Here is an 18,313-nt window from a genome sequence, read left to right on the forward strand (position 1 = left end):
AACTCCTGGGTAAGCAACAATGAGCACTCTACTCACTGCACATTCTTTACGTGTTGATACAGCGTTTAGCACGCTCTTCGACTCTCTCTCCTTTACGTTGAAAAAAGGCGACCGCATTGGCCTGCTGGGTGATAACGGCTGCGGAAAAAGTACGCTGCTGAAGATCCTCGACGGGACGCAGTCCCCTGCTGCCGGAACCGTTTCACTGGCGGGACATTGCCTGCTGGCGCGCGTGGAACAACATCTGCCGGAGACCCTTTATCCCCTGACCATGCTGGATGCAGTGCTGGCGCAGCTGCCGACCGCTGAGCGCGACAGTCTGCGCTGGAAGGCCGAGACGCTGCTGGCCGAAATGGGCTTTACGGCGCAGGAAACGGCGCTGCAATCCGCCACGCTGAGCGGCGGTCAGCATACGCGTTTATTGCTGGCGAGAGCGCTGATAAACGATCCGGATCTGCTGTTACTGGACGAACCGAGCAACCACCTCGACCTGCCGACCCTGCTGTGGCTGGAGCAGTTTTTACAGCGCTGGTCCGGCAGCTTTGTGTTGGTCTCTCACGACAGACAGCTGCTGGACGCGGTAACCAACGGCAGCTGGATCCTGCGCGATAAAACACTGCACTACTTCGCCCTTCCCTGCACTGCCGCCCGTCAGGCGCTGGAGGCGAAAGACGAAAGCGATACGCAGCGCCACAAGGCAGAGCAAAAAGAGATCGACCGCGTAACGGCCAGCGCCAAACGCCTCGCGACCTGGGGCAAGGTCTACGACAACGAAGATCTCTCCCGTAAGGCTAAGCAGATGGAAAAACAGGTCGAACGGCTGAAAGAAAACCAGACAGAACTGACGGCGGGAAGCCCGTGGACATTAACCCTGTGCGGGGACGCGCTGCGGGCCGATCGCCTGCTGGAAATAACCGACCTCGGCGTGCCTCCGGAGCCGGGTTTGCCAGCGCTGTTTACCCTCGACAGCGCGCGGCTGAAAAGTGGGGATCGCGTGGCGATTGTGGGGCGTAACGGCTGCGGGAAATCGTCGCTGATGAAGCTTATCTGGCGTCATTTTTGCGACGAGATTGTAGACGACAGGCTTAAGCGTCATCCGCGCGTCTCGATCGGCTACTACGACCAGACGCTGCACCAGCTGCCGGACGATGCGGCGTTGCTGGATGCGCTGGAACCTTTCGCGCCAGATCCGCAGACCCGTAAAATGGCGCTCATCAGTGCCGGCTTCCCGTGGGCGCGGCACGGGCAAAAAGTCAGTACGCTGAGCGGCGGGGAACGTTCGCGCCTGCTGTTCGTCGGCCTGACGCTTGCCCGCTATAGCCTGCTGATGCTGGATGAACCGACAAATCATCTGGATATGGAAGGCAAAGACGCGCTGGCTGTTACCCTGCAACAGTTTGAAGGCGGCGTGCTGCTGGTAAGCCATGACCGTCAACTGATCGGCCAGAGTTGTAACCGTTTCTGGCTGATTGAGGACGGCAGGCTGAGCGAATGGCACGATGCGGAGGCGGTGTTCGATCGTCTGCGCGAGGGGACCGCTCCGGTTGTCCCCGAGCCGTCGATATCAGCGCTAAACGCGCCACCTGCTGCGTCTGATGATTTGCTCGAACGCCTGGTCGCGCTGGAAACGCTGCTGGAAGAAGATTTGGCGCGCAAGCCCAAACATCAAAAACCGCAGTTGCAGGCGCAATGGCGAAAAGAGATTGAGGTGATAGAAGCCCAACTGTAAATCTGCACCCGGCGGTCGCTACGCCGGGTCTTTTTTGATGTCAGTGTTTTCCCCTACTGATTATTAGAGGATCGCCGTATTCTTAATCTGAAACTGCACTAAATGATGACATTATGTTGCGGCTGCCTTGCATTACTGCGCCAAAGTATTAATCCTTAATGGGTATTACACCTGCAATGCAGATACTCATCATGAAAAGGAGAAACACATGAAGGCTGCTGTTGTCACCCAGGATCATCAGGTTAACGTTACAGAGAAAACCTTACGCGCGCTCAAGCATGGTGAAGCGCTGCTGAAGATGGAGTGCTGTGGCGTTTGCCATACCGATCTCCACGTTAAAAATGGCGATTTTGGCGACAAGACCGGGGTGATCCTCGGCCACGAAGGGATTGGTATCGTCAAAGAAATTGGTCCGGGCGTCACCTCGCTGAAAGTAGGCGATCGTGCGAGCGTAGCGTGGTTCTTCGAAGGCTGTGGCCACTGTGAATATTGTAATACCGGCAACGAAACCCTGTGTCGCGACGTGAAAACGCGGGTTACTCCGTTGACGGCGGCATGGCGGAAGAGTGCATCGTAACCGCGGATTACGCGGTTAAGGTCCCGGAGGGGCTGGACTCTGCTGCGGCCAGCAGCATCACCTGCGCCGGGGTCACCACCTACAAAGCGGTGAAAGTGTCCGAGATCAAACCCGGCCAGTGGATTGCGATCTACGGTCTGGGCGGATTGGGTAACCTCGCCCTGCAATACGCGAAAAACGTCTTTAATGCAAAAGTCATCGCCATTGATGTGAACGATGAGCAGCTTAAACTGGCTGCCAGCATGGGCGCAGACTTAACCGTGAACTCCCGTAATGAAGATGCGGCAAGAGTCATTCAGGAGAAAACCGGCGGCGCCCATGCGGCGGTGGTGACGGCGGTAGCGAAAGCGGCCTTCAACTCTGCCGTTGACGCGGTTCGCGCCGGTGGGCGCGTGGTGGCCGTTGGCCTGCCGCCGGAAGCGATGAGCCTGGATATTCCTCGTCTGGTGCTGGATGGTATTCAGGTGGTGGGCTCCCTGGTGGGTACCCGTCAGGATCTGCTTGAAGCCTTCCAGTTTGCCGCGGAAGGTAAGGTGGTTCCGAAAGTCACGATGCGCCCGCTGGAAGATATCAACGCCATCTTCAAAGAGATGGAACAGGGCCAGATCCGTGGCCGTATGGTGATTGATTTACGTTCTTAAACAGCGGTTGCCGGGTGGCGGCTTTGCCCTGCCCGGCCTTTCACGTGGATGAACGCCGATCGGAAATCCATTCCTGAACTTCAATCTGGAACGTGTCCGGCGCTTTTCGGTACATTTTTCGCGCCAGGTCGAGGATAGTATGGCGCCCTAACTCCTCTTCCATCCGCTGCTGAGCGCTGTCCATAACTGACCGCACTCCGCACGGGCCGTCGCACACCCAGGCCGGTGGCGTTTCATCAAACACCGCCAGGCGTTGTCGCACTTCCCGACACTCAAACATATTTTTCTCGCCGTCGATGGCATGCGCCACGTCCAGCACGGTAATCAACTCAGCCGGACGCGCCAGCCGGAACCCGCCCCCTTTGCCTTCGGTGCTGATAACCAGCCCCGCGCGGGACAATCGGGTGAAGATCTTTCCAAGATAGTCGTACGGCACGCCCTGCAAGGCCGCCATCTCCCGGACGCTCATCTCACGCTCATTACCTTTAGCATCCACCATACACATCAGGCTGTGAATGCCATATTCCACACCAGAACTGTAAAACGCCATGGCTTACTCCGGGTTATCGTTCGCTGCATTATAACGATTTTTAACTCAGAAAAAAGTTGTCGCAGTTAACTCCGACAAGTATAGTGGCAGTTATGTCAGACATACGGCCTGACGATCAAAAGGATCGAGTATGAAAAAGCAGATTTTAATTGTGGGTAGTGGGTTTTCCGGCATGTGGGCTGCGGTCAGCGCCGCGCGTCTTTCTGCTCTGGCGGGTAACAACAGCCTTAACATTGCTGTGCTGGCCCCCGTCCCGGAACTGCGCGTTCGCCCCCGCTTTTATGAGGAAAATGTATCAACGATGGTCGCGCCGCTGACCGATCTGTTTGCTGAGCTGGATATTGCGTTTATTTCAGGTGAAGCACAACACATTGATACAAAATCAAAAACCGTTTTTTATCGCGATTCAAACGGCGCCACAGCTGAAGTCTCCTACGAACGCCTGATCCTCGCAACCGGTAGCCAGACTAAGCGTCCCCCGATTGCCGGCCTGGCGGAATACGCCTTCGATATCGACCAGCTTGAATCCGCCAGGCTGCTCGAGCAACACCTGGACGCCCTGGCTACACGCCCTTCCTCCCCGGAGCGTAACACCGTGGTAGTGTGCGGCGGCGGTTTTACCGGCATTGAGCTGGCAACGGAACTCCCAGCCCGACTCCGCACTCGTTTTGGTGCTGATACAGAGACCAAAGTAATCGTAGTTGAAAGAGGTGCAACCCTTGGCGGACGTTACAGCGAGGCGCTGCGTAACACAATTGAAGAAGCCAGCAACGCGCTGGGGGTTGAATGGCGTTTAAACAGTGAAATTGAAGCCATTGATGCCTGCGGCGTGACGCTCAAAAACGGAGAGCGCATTGCCAGCGCTACCGTGGTATGGACGGCAGGTGTCGAAGCGAACCCCCTCAGCCAGCACGTTACCGGGGAACGCGACTCGCAGGGACGTCTGAAAGTCACCGACACGTTGCAGGTGCCTGCGCATCCGGAAGTTTACGCGACGGGTGATATGGCGCACGCTAAAACAGACGACGTGGGCAACACGGCGCTCATGACCTGCCAGCACGCGATCCAGCTGGGAAAATTCGCCGGACATAACGCCGCCGCCAGCCTGTTAAATCTGGCGCCGTACCCTTACCGTCAGGTGAATTACGTTACCTGTCTGGATCTGGGTGGCTGGGGCGCGGTGTATACCGAGGGGTGGGAACAGCGTGTTAAATCCGTGCGCGATGAGGGCAAGAAAATCAAAGTGGCCATCACCAACGAACTGATTTACCCGCCAGCAGCAGACAGAGCGGTCGCATTTGCCGCCGCTGACCCGCTGGCGACATTTGTGTAGTTCACGCTTACGTGCCGCGACCTGCGGGCAACGTGTGAAATCAGGCCAATGCCCCCGCGTTGGCCTGACGCTTTTTAGCGCACCGGTGGCCATACAGCAGCAGTGAGGTCATCGCGGAGAAGGATAAGATCGCTGCCGGGAGCGTGACATAACTCCAGCTAAAGCCAAGGGTAATCATCATTCCACCAAAACAGGCGCCAATCGCGCTGCCGAGATTGAACGCCATTTGCCCGCCTGCGGCCCCCAGCATCTCGCCTCCCTTCGCATTTTGCAGCAGCAGAATTTGCAGCGGCGCAGAGAGCGCAAACAGCCCGGCGCAGCAGACAAATCCCATCACCAGGGAGGCCGTTTTCAGTTCTCCAAACGCAAACAGTAACAGCAGCGAAGCCACAATCACCAGGTCGGTGGTGGCGGCAATACGCAATGGACTAAATCGCGCCGATAGCTTACCGCTGAGCAGATTGCCCAGCACCATACCCAGCCCCATCAGCATCATGATCGCGGTCATGACGCCCTCGGAGAAGCCTGACACGTTGACCATAAACGGCTTCACGAAGCTAAACCAGGCAAACACCCCGGCGTTACCAAACATCGTTGCGGCAAATATCAGCCACGGTTCAGGCTTCTTCAGAAAGTGGAATTGCTCTGCCAGGCGAGTGGTGGAATTGTCATAGAGAGAGGGAACCCAGAGCAGGACAGACAGGATCACCAGGGCGTCAAACACCGCAATTAAAAAGAAGGTGTAACGCCAGTTAAATTCATGTCCCAGCCACGTCCCGAGCGGAACGCCAAGCAAATTGGCAACGGTCATCCCGGCTATCATCCCGGCCACAGCGACCGTTACTTTTCCCGGCGGTGCAATTTTTGACAGGATGATCGCCCCCACACCGAAAATCGCGCCATGCGGGAAACCAGAGATCAACCGCCCCGCCGCCAGCCCTACGTACGAGTCAGAGAAAGTAAAGAGCGCATTACCGACGACGCACATCGCCACCAGAAACAGCAGCGTGGTTTTCAGCGAGAATTTGCTGGAGAACAGCGCCACAATCGGCGCGCCGATCACCACGCCAAAAGCATAAAAGGAAATCATATTCCCGGCGGAGGGAATCGAAATGCCCGTGTCATGAGCCAGTTCTGTCAGCACGCCCATGATGCCAAATTCAGCCATCCCCAGGCCAAAGGTAGCCAGTGCTAACGAAAAAATTGTTTTTTTCATACCGCGACCACTGTTGAAAAATATGCAGCGAGCATTATTGAATAAACTTGTATGGTGAACCAGTTCAAATCAGCTTTCTGACACATTAATCCATTCATTCAGGTCGATTACACTCTTAGTACGGCCTCGAATCCGCGACCGCACACAAAGGGAAACCCACCATGGTCAGTAAGAAGAAAACCCGTATTGATGATGATGTCGCTAAAAATGCGCCACTCAAAACCAAAGCGTATGAGCAAGAACTTCGCCGCCTCCATGTTGAACTGGTTAAGCTCCAGCTATGGGTGGTCGCCAAAGGGTTAAAGGTCTGTATTGTTTTTGAAGGACGGGACGGCGCCGGTAAAGGCGGCACCATCAAAGCCATCACCGAGCGCGTCAGCCCTCGGGTTTTCCGCGTCGTTGCGCTACCGGCCCCTACCGATAAAGAGAAAAGTCAGCTCTATTTTCAGCGTTACGTATCCCATCTGCCCTCTGCCGGTGAAATCGTGATTTTCGACCGCAGCTGGTACAACCGCGCAGGCGTGGAAAAGGTAATGGGTTTCTGTACCGAAGAGCAGGTCGAAAAATTTCTTGATGGAACACCGGTGATGGAAAAAGCGATGGTCGATGCCGGGATCATTTTGCTGAAATACTGGCTTGAGGTCACGCCAAAAGAGCAGGAGCGCCGCCTGCGCGACCGCATTAACGACGGTCGCAAGATCTGGAAGTTGTCTCCAATGGACATTAAATCTTTCAACTTATGGGATGAATATACCCTCGCACGCGACGCCATGTTTAAAGCGACCGACACCGCCTGGGCGCCGTGGTTTGTGGCGCGTTCAGAAGACAAAAAAAGGGTGCGGCTGAATATTATTTCGCATCTGCTTTCGCAGATCCCTTATAAAGACGTTCACGTCGACAAGGTGGATTTACCGAAACGAAAAATCGGCAAAGTGAAGCCAACAAAATATCCCTTCCGGTATATTGCAGAGCGGTTTTGATATCGAGAAGTAGGCCCGCGCAAGCGCAGCGCCGCCGGGCAAAGCCGACGGCGCAGGGCATTTACTTCATCCCTTCTGAACTCTCTTTTTGCGCTTCAAGACGCTCAACGTCCCGGTACCAGCGCGGGTGGTGCTTCTGCGCCCAGCGGCGGCTCACCTTCCCTTCAATCATGCCTTTAATTGAACCTTTTACCCAGAATGCCATATACATATGGATTAGGATGGCATGGATCAAAATAATGGCTGACGTCGCGTGGATCAGCAGTGCATAGCGCACCACCTGAATCGGGAAATAGTGCGCAAAATACGGTCGCCAGATGATCACTCCGGTCACCAGCAGCACAAAAATCATGCTCATGATGGTCCAGAACATCATCTTCTGCCCGGCGTTGTATTTGCCTACCTTCGCGACCTTATGCTCGTTGCCTTTCAGCACCTCAACAATCCCTTTAATCCAGGGAATATCCTGCTTGTCAGGGATGTTGTGATGAACGAAACGCACGAACATAAACATCAGCACCACGAAAATCAGCACGCCGAAGAACGGATGCAGAATGCGCCCCATTTGCGGCGTCCCGAAGGTTTCCGTAAGCCACTGTAGCGTCGGGAAAAAGAACGAAATGCCGGATACCGCCACCAGGAAGAAGCAGATCACCACCGTCCAGTGACAGGCGCGATCGACAAACTTTGTGCGCACTATCATTTTCGACTTACTCATGATGCTCCTCCTCGTCGTCATCCACCTCTTTATTCGGCCCGATACCAATGTAGTGATAAATCAGCCCGGCAAAGGTGGCGATAAAGCCCGCCGCAGAGAGCGGTTTAAGCGCCCCTTTCCAGAGGTTGATTGAGGTATCGATCGCCGGATCTTTCGGCAGATTGTGATACAGCTCCGGCTGGTCATTGTGGTGCAGAACATACATGACGTGCGTACCGCCCACGCCCTGCGGGTTATAAATCCCTGCCTTGTCATAGCCGCGCGCTTTGAGCTTATCCACCCGCTGCTGCGCCACTTCCAGCATCTCTTTTTTGGTGCCGAAGTGGATCGCCCCGGTCGGACAGGTCTTCACGCACGCAGGCTCCTGGCCGACGCTGACGCGATCGACGCACAGCGTGCATTTGTATACCCGGTTATCCTCTTTATTGAGGCGCGGGATATTAAACGGACAGCCCGCGATGCAGTAGCCGCAGCCAATGCAGTTGTCCTGCTGGAAGTCGACGATGCCGTTGGCATACTGAATAATGGCGCCAGCAGACGGGCACGCCTTCAGGCAGCCCGGATCTTCACAGTGCATACAGCCGTCTTTGCGGATTAGCCACTCCAGCTTGCCGTTCTGGTCGGTTTCGCTAAAGCGCATCACCGTCCAGGACTTGGCGCTCAGGTCAGCCGGGTTATCGTAAACCCCGACGCAGTGCCCTACCTCGTCGCGGATATCGTTCCACTCCGAGCAGGCCACCTGGCAGGCTTTACAGCCCACGCAGGAGGAGACATCAATCAGCTTGGCGACTTCTGCCTTGTAGTCCCGCGCACGAGGCGCGGGGGTTATCGGGTTGGTCGCGGAGCGTTTAATAATGTCTTGTGTTTCCATCGCCATTTAATCGCTCCTTACGCTTTCTCGATGTTGACCAGAAACGCTTTGTACTCCGGCGTTTGCGAGTTGGAATCGCCGACGTTTGGCGTCAGGGTGTTGGCGATATAGCCTTTCTGCGCCACCCCTTCAAAGCCCCAGTGCAGCGGAATACCCACCGTCTCGACCTGCTGGCCGTGCACGTTCAGCGACTGCAAACGACGGGTCACCACCGCCACCGCGCGAATAAAGCCGCGCTTGCTGCTCACCTTCACGCGATCGCCGTTGGCAATGCCCTTCGCTTTCGCCAGCGTTTCGCTGATCTCCACAAACTGTTCTGGCTGCGCGATAGCGTTAAGCCGCGCGTGCTTGGTCCAGGTGTGGAAATGCTCGGTCAGGCGGTAGGTCGTTCCGACATACGGGAACGTGTCCTTTTTACCTAAACGCAGCACGTCGTCTTCATAGATGCGCACCACCGGGCTGGAGACCACGTTCGGGTGCAGCGGGTTAGTGCCGAGCGGCGTTTCCATTGGCTCGTAGTGTTCCGGGAACGGCCCTTCCGCCAGCTTGTCGATAGAAAACAGACGTCCCAGCCCTTCCGGCTGCATGATAAACGGCCCGGTGTTGCTTCCCGGCGCGGCGGTATTGAAGTCCGGGATATCATTTCCCGTCCACTTCGTGCCGTTCCACTCGATCAGCATGCGTTTCGGATCCCACGGCTTGCCGTTCACGTCGGCGGATGCACGGTTGTACAATACGCGACGGTTCAGCGGCCACGCCCATGCCCAGCCCAGGGTATTGCCCAGGCCTGACGGGTCAGCGTTATCGCGGTTGGCCATCTGGTTACCCTGCTCCGTCCAGCTGCCGGTGTAGATCCAGCAGGAAGAGGCGGTGGTCCCGTCGTCACGCAGCAGCGCAAAGCTGTTCAGCAGCTGGCCTTTCTTCGCCACCAGGTTGCCGTTGGCGTCGTAGAGATCCGCCAGCGCCACGCCGTTGTTCTCTTTGGCGACTTCCTCAGACTCAGGACGATCCGGCTGCTTGTAGTTCCAGCTCATCTTCAGCAGCGGCTCGGCGCCTTTGCCGCCTTCGGTGCGGTACATTTCGCGCAGACGATGGTAAATGCCGGCCAGAATTTCGCCGTCATTACGCGCTTCGCCCGGCGCATCCTGCCCTTTCCAGTGCCACTGAAGCCAGCGGCCAGAGTTGGCAATAGAACCATCTTCTTCCGCAAAGCAGGTAGATGGCAGGCGGAAGACCTCGGTCTGGATCGCTGCCGGATCGACATCGTTCGATTCACCGTGGTTCTGCCAGAAGGTAGACGTTTCGGTGACCAGCGGATCGATAACCACCATGTACTTCAGCTTGCTCAGGCTGCGAACGACTTTGTTTTTATCCGGGAATGACGCAACCGGGTTAAAGCCCTGGCAGATATAACCGGTGACGTCGCCCTTATCCATCATGTTGAAATACTTGATGACGTCATACGCCTGGTCCCATTTCGGCAACCACTCAAAGCCCCAGTCGTTTTCCTTCTGCGCCGCGTCGCCGTAGAAGGATTTCATCAGGCTAACGGCAAACTTCGGATAGTTGCTCCAGTAGTTCACCTGATCCGGACGCGTCGCTTTCGGCGTATTGGCGTCAAGCCAGCTTTGCCAGTCGCTCTGCTTCTCGGACGGCAGCGTCAGGTAGCCCGGCAGGCTGGTTGACAGCAGGCCGAGGTCGGTTAAGCCCTGAATGTTGGAGTGTCCGCGCAGCGCGTTCACGCCGCCACCGGCCATACCCATATTGCCGAGCAGCAGCTGTATCATCGCCATGGTGCGAATGTTCTGCGCCCCGACGGTGTGCTGTGTCCAGCCCAGCGCATACAGGAACGTGGTGGTCCTGTCGGCGGCGCTGGTGGAAGCCAGCACTTCACACACCTTCAGGAAATCGGCTTTTGGTGTTCCGCAGATGTTTTCAACAACGTCCGGCGTGTAGCGGGAAACGTGCTGCTTCAGCAAATTCCACACGCAGCGCGGATCGGTCAGGGTGTCGTCGCGTTTCGCGTAGCCGTTTTCGTCGAACTGGTAGTTCCAGGACGATTTATCGTACTGACGTTTTTCCGCGTCATAGCCGCTGAACAGGCCATCTTCAAAGGCGAAATCTTCCCGCACCAGCAGGCTGGCGTTGGTGTAGTGCTTAACGTATTCCGCGTTGATTTTGTTGTTTTCAATCAGGTACAGCAGCACGCCGGAAAGGAACGTAATGTCCGTACCGGAGCGGATCGGCGCATAAATATCCGCCACCGATGCCGTACGCGTAAAGCGCGGATCGACGACGATGAGCGTCGCATCGTTGTTATTTTTCGCTTCCATCGCCCAGCGGAAACCCACCGGATGGGCTTCAGCGGCGTTACCGCCCATCACCACCACGACGTTAGCGTTTTTGATATCAACCCAGTGGTTGGTCATCGCACCGCGACCAAATGTTGGAGCAAGACTTGCTACCGTTGGTCCGTGTCAGACGCGCGCCTGGTTATCTACCGCCAGCATGCCAAGGGAGCGCACAAACTTCTGCGTCAGCATGCCGGTTTCATTACTTGCCGCAGACGCGCACAGCATCCCGGTGGAGGTCCAGCGGTTAACCGTGACGCCCTGCTCGTTCTTTTCAATAAAGTTGGCGTCGCGGTCCGCTTTCATCAGTTTTGCAATACGTGAGAAGGCCTCGTCCCAGGAGATGCGCTGCCATTTGTCGGAACCCGGTGCACGGTATTCCGGATAGCGCAGGCGGTTTTCACTGTGAACGTAGTCCAGCAGTCCCGCCCCTTTCGGGCAAAGTGCCCCGCGGCTCACCGGATGATCCGGGTCCCCTTCAATATGATAAATCGCTTCTTTGGCGTTCTTCGCGCCATCACCCAGGCTATACATTAATAGCCCACAACCCACGGAGCAGTATGTGCAGGTGTTACGGATCTCTTTCGCACGCAGCAGTTTATAGTTGCGTGCCTGAGCCAGCGCCATTTTGGGAGCGAATCCCAGCATTGCGGCTGTTGTTCCGGCCATACCGCCCGCGCAGATTTTAAAAAATTGTCTGCGGCTGACGTCCATTGCTGTCCTCGTTATCTGAAAAGACTTCGCGCCGCAAACTAACAGCAAAGCCCCTGTTTTTTTTGCGTCAAATCAAGGTCGCCGAACTTCGCCCCCTTAATAGTCACCGCCGGTATGATTTATTACTCCTTTCGGGTTAACCGCGAAACAGAAAATTCGCCTGGTGAATGGGTTAGATGCTATAAGTTTACCCTTTGATTTTTATAAGACTGGCAGGGTTATGGACAGAAAAAAAGCAACGCTGATTGGTCTGGCGGCCATACTGCTGTGGAGCACCATGGTGGGTCTCATCCGCAGCGTCAGTGAGGGACTGGGCCCGGTGGGGGGCGCAGCGATGATCTACACCGTCAGCGGGTTATTGTGTCTGGCGACGGTAGGTTTCCCGGATATTAAACGGTTTTCGAAAGGCTATCTCATTGCGGGCAGCGTCCTGTTTGTCAGCTATGAAATGTGCCTTGCCCTGTCGCTTGGTTTTGCCGCGACACGCTCGCAGGCAATTGAGGTGGGCATGGTCAACTATCTCTGGCCAAGCCTGACGATTGTGTTCGCCATTTTGTTCAACGGGCAAAAATCCACCCTGTGGGTGATCCCCGGCTTAGCGATCTCCCTGCTGGGCGTGGGCTGGGTCTTAGGCGGCGAAAACGGGCTGCACGTTCACGACATCATGCAAAACATCGTTTCCAGCCCGCTGAGCTACGGGCTGGCATTTGCCGGCGCCTTTATCTGGGCCGCCTACTGCACCGTCACCAGCAGGTATGCCAGAGGGCAAAACGGCATTACCCTATTCGTGCTGCTGACCGCCTTAAGCCTGTGGGTGAAATATGCCCTAAGCGACCAGCCCGATATGGTGTTCAGCGTGCCGGTAGTGGTGAAGCTGCTGATGTGCGGCGTTGCTCTAGGCTTCGGCTATGCCGCCTGGAACATTGGGATCCTCCACGGTAACGTGACGGTGCTTGCAGCCGTCTCCTACTTCACCCCGGTACTTTCTGCCGCGCTGGCGGCTATTGTGCTGAGCTCGCCGCTTTCATTCTCATTCTGGCAAGGAGCATTAATGGTTTGCGCCGGGTCATTACTGTGCTGGTATGCCACCCGTAAATAGGCATTTTATTTCTGGCCGGGGTTGCCATGCCCGGCTATTAATTAACATAAATTTAAAATGTGATCACACTTGAGAATATTATTTATAACATTAGATAGGGTGACGAATTCCGCTTATATTGCCCTTATGCAACTTTGCCTGCGGCGTTAAATTGACAAAAACTGACAACGCACGTAATTAATTGCAGCGAAATATTCCCACCCTATATAGCACAAACTGCAATAGTTTATTTCTGAATGTGTCTATTAAGGACAATTTCCCTGTTTTCAATAACACTCCTAACATACTGTTTTTACAGCAATTAAAAATAATTTCACTTAAGTAACGTCATTCCATCGCTCTGAATTAGAAAATAAAGCGTCCGCTATTAAATTATAAGCCGCTAAATTATCATGGCGAGTTAATAAACGTTTTATGTGTAAATATTAATCTAATTATCCACATTTACGGCAATTTTTCAGATCGCGATCACACTAATTGAAATTTTCTTTAATATTTTGAAACTTATTATTGAAAGCAGTCTACGGAATTTTAAAAATAGTCTGCCATTGACGATAAGCCTCGTTTAAAAATCGCTCATATGGTTTAGGAAATACCTAATTAAAATTATAAAGGTCAATTAAGATGAAACTTAAATTAGTTGCAGTGGCAGTCACTTCCATGTTGGCAGCAGGCGTTGTTAACGCGGCTGAAGTTTTTAACAAAGACGGTAACAAGCTGGATCTGTACGGTAAAGTTACAGGTCTGCACTATTTTTCTGATGATGCAGGTAGCGACGGCGACAAAACGTATGTTCGTCTGGGTTTCAAAGGTGAAACGCAGATCAACGATCGTCTGACCGGTTACGGCCAGTGGGAATATGAGTTCAAGGGCAACCGCTCTGAAGCTCAGGGTTCTGACGGCAACAAAACCCGTCTGGCCTACGCGGGTCTGAAGTTCGATGAATTCGGTTCTTTCGACTACGGTCGTAACTACGGTGTTGCTTACGACGTTGGCGCATGGACTGACGTTCTGCCAGAATTCGGTGGCGATACCTGGACGCAGACGGACGGCTTCATGACCGGCCGTACCACCGGCGTTGCAACCTACCGTAACACCGACTTCTTCGGTCTGGTTGACGGCCTGAACGTTGCCGCTCAGTACCAGGGTAAAAACGACCGTACTAATATCACCGAATCAAACGGTGACGGATGGGGTCTGTCTTCTACCTATGAATTCGACGGCTTCGGCGTGGGCGCAACCTACGCGAAATCTGACCGTACTGACCGTCAGGTTCGTGCAGCAAGCAACCTGAACGCAGGCGGCGATAACGCAGAAGTATGGGCAGCGGGCCTGAAGTACGATGCGAACAACATCTACCTGGCAACCACCTACTCTGAAACCCGCAACATGACCGCGTTCGGTGACGGCCACGTTGCAAACAAAGCGCAGAACTTTGAAGTTGTTGCACAGTACCAGTTCGACTTCGGCCTGCGTCCGTCCATCGCTTACCTGAAATCCAAAGGTAAAGACATCGGCTCTTACGGCGACCAGGACCTGGTGGAATACATTGATGTTGGCGCGAGCTACTACTTCAACAAAAACATGTCCACCTACGTTGATTACAAAATCAACCTGGTTGATGACAGCCAGTTCACCAAAGATGCCAAAGTGGCAACCGACAACATCGTTGCTGTTGGTCTGACCTACCAGTTCTAAGACAGGTTCGTTATGAAAAGCCAGCCTCTGCGGCTGGCTTTTTTTATGCCTGCTCTCCTGCCTTCGCCAGACTAAACCAGATCCCGACCGCCAGGATCAGCAGCATGCCTCCCGCACTGCCTAACGCTACGCTGTGTGACGTGATAAACGCCGTTTTGGCTGCGTCAATCACCGAGTCAGCGAGGGCTGGCGTCAAGTCCTGCGCTACCTTGACCGCTTCGCCAATGGATGACGAGGCCTTATCTACAAGCGACGCGTCCAGCGCCTGCGGCAGCTCAATAGATGCCGAGAAGCTGCGGGTTAACAGCAGACCGAAAATGGCAATCCCCAGACCTGCCCCCAGCTCATAGGACATGGTTTCGATCGCGCCCGCGGCGGCGGCTTTCTCTTTCGGCGCGGCGGCCATGATCGCCGACGTGGAGGCGAGCAGCGCACTGGCGGCGCTAAAGCCCAGCAGCACCATCAGGCTCCACGCCTGCCACTGTTGCGTACTGAAATCGAGCGTCGACAGGCCGATAAAACTGACCGCGCTTAGCCCCATGCCCCCGGCAGCGACAATGCGCAGCCCCAGACGTCCCACCAGCACGCCGGCAATCGGCCCGCTGAAGCCGCTCGCCACCATCACCGGCAGCATAAACATCCCTGCTTCAAACGGCGTAAAACCATGCACGAACTGCAACTCCTGCGCCATCAGCAGCTCAAAGCCCACCAGCGCAATCATGGCGGTCATCGCCATCACCACGCCGCTTAGAATGATGCGGTGGCAAAACAGGCGCATGTCGATCATCGGCACGCTCGCGCGCAGCTGGATACGGACGAAGACAAACAGCATCGCCGCCCCGGTCAGTAAGGTGCTGGCCACGATCCACGGGGACAGTACCCCTTTCAGGGCCGTTTTTGCGCTGTAAACCAGCAGCAGGATCGCCACAATCAGCATGATCGCATGGCTGATATTCAGCGGCTGCTCTGGCCGTCCCTGCTGAGCAGGCACAAAGCGCGCTGCGAGCGACACCACAATCAGGACAATGGGCACGTTAATCAGGAACACCGATCCCCAGTAAAAGTGTTCCAGCAGCATGCCGCCAATCAGCGGGCCAAACGCCGCCCCGCCCGAGCCCACCGCCGCCCAGACGCCAAGCGCGATATTACGATGCCGCGCGTCGACAAACAGCGTGCGGATGCCCGCAAGCGTGGCCGGGATGATCATCGCCGCGCCAATCGCCAGCGATGCGCGGGCGGCAATCAGCCAGCCCGCCGTAGGTGCGAAGGCCGCCGCCAGCGACGACAGGCCAAACAGCGTACTGCCAATCATCAGCAGGCGCTTGAAGCCAATGCGATCCCCCAGCGCGCCCATGGGAAGCACCATTCCCGCCATCACCAGCGAGTAGATATCAATAATCCACAGCAATTCGTTGCCGCTGGCACCCAGCGTCATGCTCAATGTCGGTGCGGCCACGTGCAGCACCGTCGCGTCAATCGCCACCGGGATATACACCAGCACGATAATCACTAACGCTAACCACTGACGAAACATAAATTTCCTTTTCAGTTAAAAACTGGACACATGTCCAGAATGCGATCCTACGTAAAGTTGAACACTTGTCCAGCTCTTTGTTACACTCGTTGCGTTGCTATTGAGAGTGAGGAAATATGCGTTATCTGAGCAAGGACGAGCGTCGCGAAGAAATATTACACGCTGCAATGCGCGTGGCCCTGTCTGAAGGGCTGTCGGCGATGACCGTCCGCCGTATCGCTACCGAAGCGGGCATCGCGACCGGACAGGTTCATCATCATTTTGCTTCGGCGGGGGAACTCAAAGCGCTGGCGTTTGTACGGCTGATCCGCGATCTGCTGGATGCGGAGGTCGTGGGTGAAAATGCCGGCTGGCGCGAACGCCTGCACGCCATGCTTGGCAGCGATGACGGCGGGTTTGAGCCCTACATTCGCCTCTGGCGCGAAGCCCAGATCCTGGCAAGTCGGGATAGCGACATAAAAGGTGCGTACGTTCTGACCATGGAAATGTGGCACCAGGAGACGGTGGCGATAATTTGTGCCGGGGCGGAGGCCAACGCCTTTACCCTCACCGACCGGCCAGAAAATATTGCCTGGCGCTTAATCGGGCTGGTCTGCGGTCTCGACGGTATTTACGTTTTAAATATGCCGGAAATGGACGATGCGGCATTTAATAAGCATCTGGACAAACTTATCTCCCTCGAATTGTTTTAATACTCCCATCGGAGTATTAATTTCCGTAAAAAGTTACATTTCGTAACACATAAAGCGAACCCTGATTCCCTTTCTAAACTCAGGGATTCGCTTTTTTTATCTATCCTTTCAGATGTATCCCAAAACATCCAATAACATCTACATACCACCAACAGATATCTGACTGTTTTTAATTGTTTTTTCTCTTAATCTGGTTGAGCAAGAGGGCGATATGTCACAACAAAGTGAGAAAAGTAATCAGCATCTATTGAGTAACTGGAAACCGGAAAACGCGCAATTTTGGGAAAATAAAGGGAAACATATCGCACGAAGAAACCTATGGATTTCCGTTGCTTGTTTACTGCTGGCGTTTTGCGTATGGATGTTATTTAGCGCCGTTGCGGTTAATCTTAATAAAGTCGGATTTAATTTCAGCACCGATCAGCTTTTTATGCTAACGGCATTGCCTTCCCTGTCCGGCGCGATATTGCGTGTCCCCTACTCTTTTATGGTCCCGATATTTGGCGGGCGTTACTGGACCGTGTTAAGCACCGTCATTCTGGTGGTTCCATGCGTCTGGCTTGGGTTCGCCATTCAGAATACGGCCACGCCATACTGGGTGTTTATCATCATCGCGCTGCTGTGCGGCTTTGCCGGGGCTAACTTTGCCTCCAGCATGGGCAATATCAGCTTCTTCTTCCCGAAAGCCAAACAGGGCAGCGCGCTGGGCATTAATGGCGGGCTGGGTAACCTGGGCGTCAGCGTCATGCAACTGGTCGCGCCGCTGGTGATTTTCCTGCCAATGTTCACCTTCCTCGGCGTGCACGGCGTGCCGCAGGAAGACGGCTCAACGATGTGGCTGGCGAATGCCGCCTGGATCTGGGTGCCGCTGCTCATTCTGGCCACGATTGCCGCGTTCTTTGGCATGAACGATATCGCCAGCTCGAAAGCGTCCATTGCCAGCCAGTTGCCGGTGCTGAAACGCTTTCACCTGTGGCTGCTGAGCCTGCTGTATCTCGCCACCTTCGGCTCGTTTATCGGCTTCTCGGCGGGCTTTGCCATGCTGTCGAAAACCCAGTTCCCGGACGTTAACATCCTGCATCTCGCCTTCTTCGGCCCGCTGATTGGCGCGCTGGCGCGTTCGGCGGGCGGAATGATCTCTGACCGGCTCGGCGGCGTGCGGGTTACGCTGATCAACTTCGTCTTTATGGCCGTCTTCAGCGCCCTGATTTTCCTGACGCTTCCCGGCTCCGGCTCCGGCAGCTTTATGGCGTTCTACCTGGTGTTTATGGGGCTGTTCCTCACCGCGGGTCTCGGCAGCGGATCGACCTTCCAGATGATTGCGATCATCTTCCGCCAAATCACCCTCGACCGCGTCAAAAAGCAAGGCGGCACCGACGAGCAGGCGCAGCACGAAGCGGTGACGGAAACCGCCGCCGCGCTGGGCTTTATCTCCGCCATCGGCGCGGTGGGTGGATTCTTTATCCCTAAAGCGTTCGGCACATCGCTGGCCATGACCGGTTCGCCGGTTGGGGCCATGAAAGTTTTCCTCGTGTTTTACATCGTCTGCGTGTTCGTCACCTGGCTGGTGTACGGCCGCAAATCCTCAAAAAAATAATAACTACATTTTC

At 55.1% G+C, this 18,313-nt stretch carries 13 protein-coding genes and 1 pseudogene; 8 read left to right on the forward strand and 6 right to left on the reverse strand.

All coding sequences use genetic code 11. From position 1 onward, the window contains the following. Window positions 1-19 precede the first annotated feature (19 nt). Window positions 20-1,729, forward strand: a complete 1,710-nt coding sequence (locus tag E0L16_RS13610; protein ID WP_131637145.1) for an ABC-F family ATP-binding cassette domain-containing protein — start codon at window positions 20-22, stop codon at window positions 1,727-1,729. A gap of 208 nt (window positions 1,730-1,937) precedes the next feature. Next, a pseudogene (gene adhP / locus E0L16_RS13615) lies at window positions 1,938-2,947 on the forward strand (alcohol dehydrogenase AdhP). A 40-nt stretch (window positions 2,948-2,987) separates the two neighbouring features. On the opposite strand, the gene E0L16_RS13620 reads toward adhP, so the two are convergent. Beyond that, window positions 2,988-3,497: an RrF2 family transcriptional regulator gene (locus E0L16_RS13620; RefSeq protein WP_063451263.1), complete on the reverse strand. Its 510-nt coding sequence runs from the start codon at window positions 3,495-3,497 to the stop codon at window positions 2,988-2,990. Between the two features lie 130 nt (window positions 3,498-3,627). Here E0L16_RS13620 and E0L16_RS13625 point away from each other — a divergent pair, with 130 nt between their 5' ends. Then, window positions 3,628-4,830 (forward strand): NAD(P)/FAD-dependent oxidoreductase, encoded by a 1,203-nt coding sequence (locus E0L16_RS13625; protein WP_131637146.1) that lies wholly within the window; start codon window positions 3,628-3,630, stop codon window positions 4,828-4,830. A 40-nt stretch (window positions 4,831-4,870) separates the two neighbouring features. On the opposite strand, the gene araJ is transcribed toward E0L16_RS13625, so the two are convergent. Continuing rightward, a complete protein-coding gene (gene araJ / locus E0L16_RS13630) occupies window positions 4,871-6,046 on the reverse strand; it encodes an MFS transporter AraJ (protein ID WP_107535400.1) in 1,176 nt (391 codons plus the stop codon). Between the two features lie 161 nt (window positions 6,047-6,207). Here araJ and ppk2 point away from each other — a divergent pair, with 161 nt between their 5' ends. Further along, window positions 6,208-7,026: a polyphosphate kinase 2 gene (gene ppk2 / locus E0L16_RS13635; RefSeq protein ID WP_112792358.1), complete on the forward strand. Its 819-nt coding sequence runs from the start codon at window positions 6,208-6,210 to the stop codon at window positions 7,024-7,026. Between the two features lie 61 nt (window positions 7,027-7,087). Here the strand turns inward: ppk2 and fdnI are convergent, their stop codons facing one another. The 3 genes from fdnI to fdnG are packed head-to-tail and all read right to left on the reverse strand — an operon-like array spanning window position 7,088 to window position 11,680. Then, window positions 7,088-7,744, reverse strand: coding sequence for a formate dehydrogenase-N subunit gamma (gene fdnI / locus E0L16_RS13640; RefSeq protein WP_063451259.1), 657 nt, complete (start codon window positions 7,742-7,744; stop codon window positions 7,088-7,090). Further along, window positions 7,737-8,621 (reverse strand): formate dehydrogenase subunit beta, encoded by an 885-nt coding sequence (fdxH, locus tag E0L16_RS13645; protein WP_003857048.1) that lies wholly within the window; start codon window positions 8,619-8,621, stop codon window positions 7,737-7,739. Before fdxH ends, fdnI begins: the two co-directional genes overlap by 8 nt. A gap of 11 nt (window positions 8,622-8,632) precedes the next feature. Beyond that, window positions 8,633-11,680 (reverse strand): formate dehydrogenase-N subunit alpha, encoded by a 3,048-nt coding sequence (gene fdnG / locus E0L16_RS13650; protein WP_131637147.1) that lies wholly within the window; start codon window positions 11,678-11,680, stop codon window positions 8,633-8,635. Between the two features lie 220 nt (window positions 11,681-11,900). On the opposite strand from fdnG, the gene yddG reads away from it, so the two are divergent. Then, entirely contained in the window at window positions 11,901-12,779 is an 879-nt protein-coding gene (yddG, locus tag E0L16_RS13655; RefSeq protein ID WP_063451255.1) for an aromatic amino acid DMT transporter YddG, read from the forward strand. A gap of 624 nt (window positions 12,780-13,403) precedes the next feature. Next, window positions 13,404-14,477, forward strand: coding sequence for a porin OmpC (gene ompC / locus E0L16_RS13660; RefSeq protein ID WP_063866659.1), 1,074 nt, complete (start codon window positions 13,404-13,406; stop codon window positions 14,475-14,477). A 43-nt stretch (window positions 14,478-14,520) separates the two neighbouring features. Here the strand turns inward: ompC and E0L16_RS13665 are convergent, their stop codons facing one another. After that, a complete protein-coding gene (locus E0L16_RS13665; RefSeq protein WP_063451253.1) occupies window positions 14,521-16,011 on the reverse strand; it encodes an MFS transporter in 1,491 nt (496 codons plus the stop codon). 116 nt (window positions 16,012-16,127) lie between these two features. Here E0L16_RS13665 and E0L16_RS13670 point away from each other — a divergent pair, with 116 nt between their 5' ends. Both E0L16_RS13670 and E0L16_RS13675 read left to right on the forward strand, forming a co-directional pair. Continuing rightward, a complete protein-coding gene (locus tag E0L16_RS13670) occupies window positions 16,128-16,703 on the forward strand; it encodes a TetR family transcriptional regulator (protein WP_131637148.1) in 576 nt (191 codons plus the stop codon). A gap of 211 nt (window positions 16,704-16,914) precedes the next feature. Then, window positions 16,915-18,300 carry a NarK family nitrate/nitrite MFS transporter gene (locus E0L16_RS13675; protein WP_063451251.1) on the forward strand — a complete coding sequence of 462 codons (1,386 nt, stop codon included), beginning with the start codon at window positions 16,915-16,917 and terminating at the stop codon, window positions 18,298-18,300. Window positions 18,301-18,313 lie beyond the last annotated feature (13 nt).

Origin of the sequence: Enterobacter quasihormaechei (genome assembly GCF_004331385.1) — a bacterium.
GTDB lineage: Bacteria > Pseudomonadota > Gammaproteobacteria > Enterobacterales > Enterobacteriaceae > Enterobacter > Enterobacter quasihormaechei.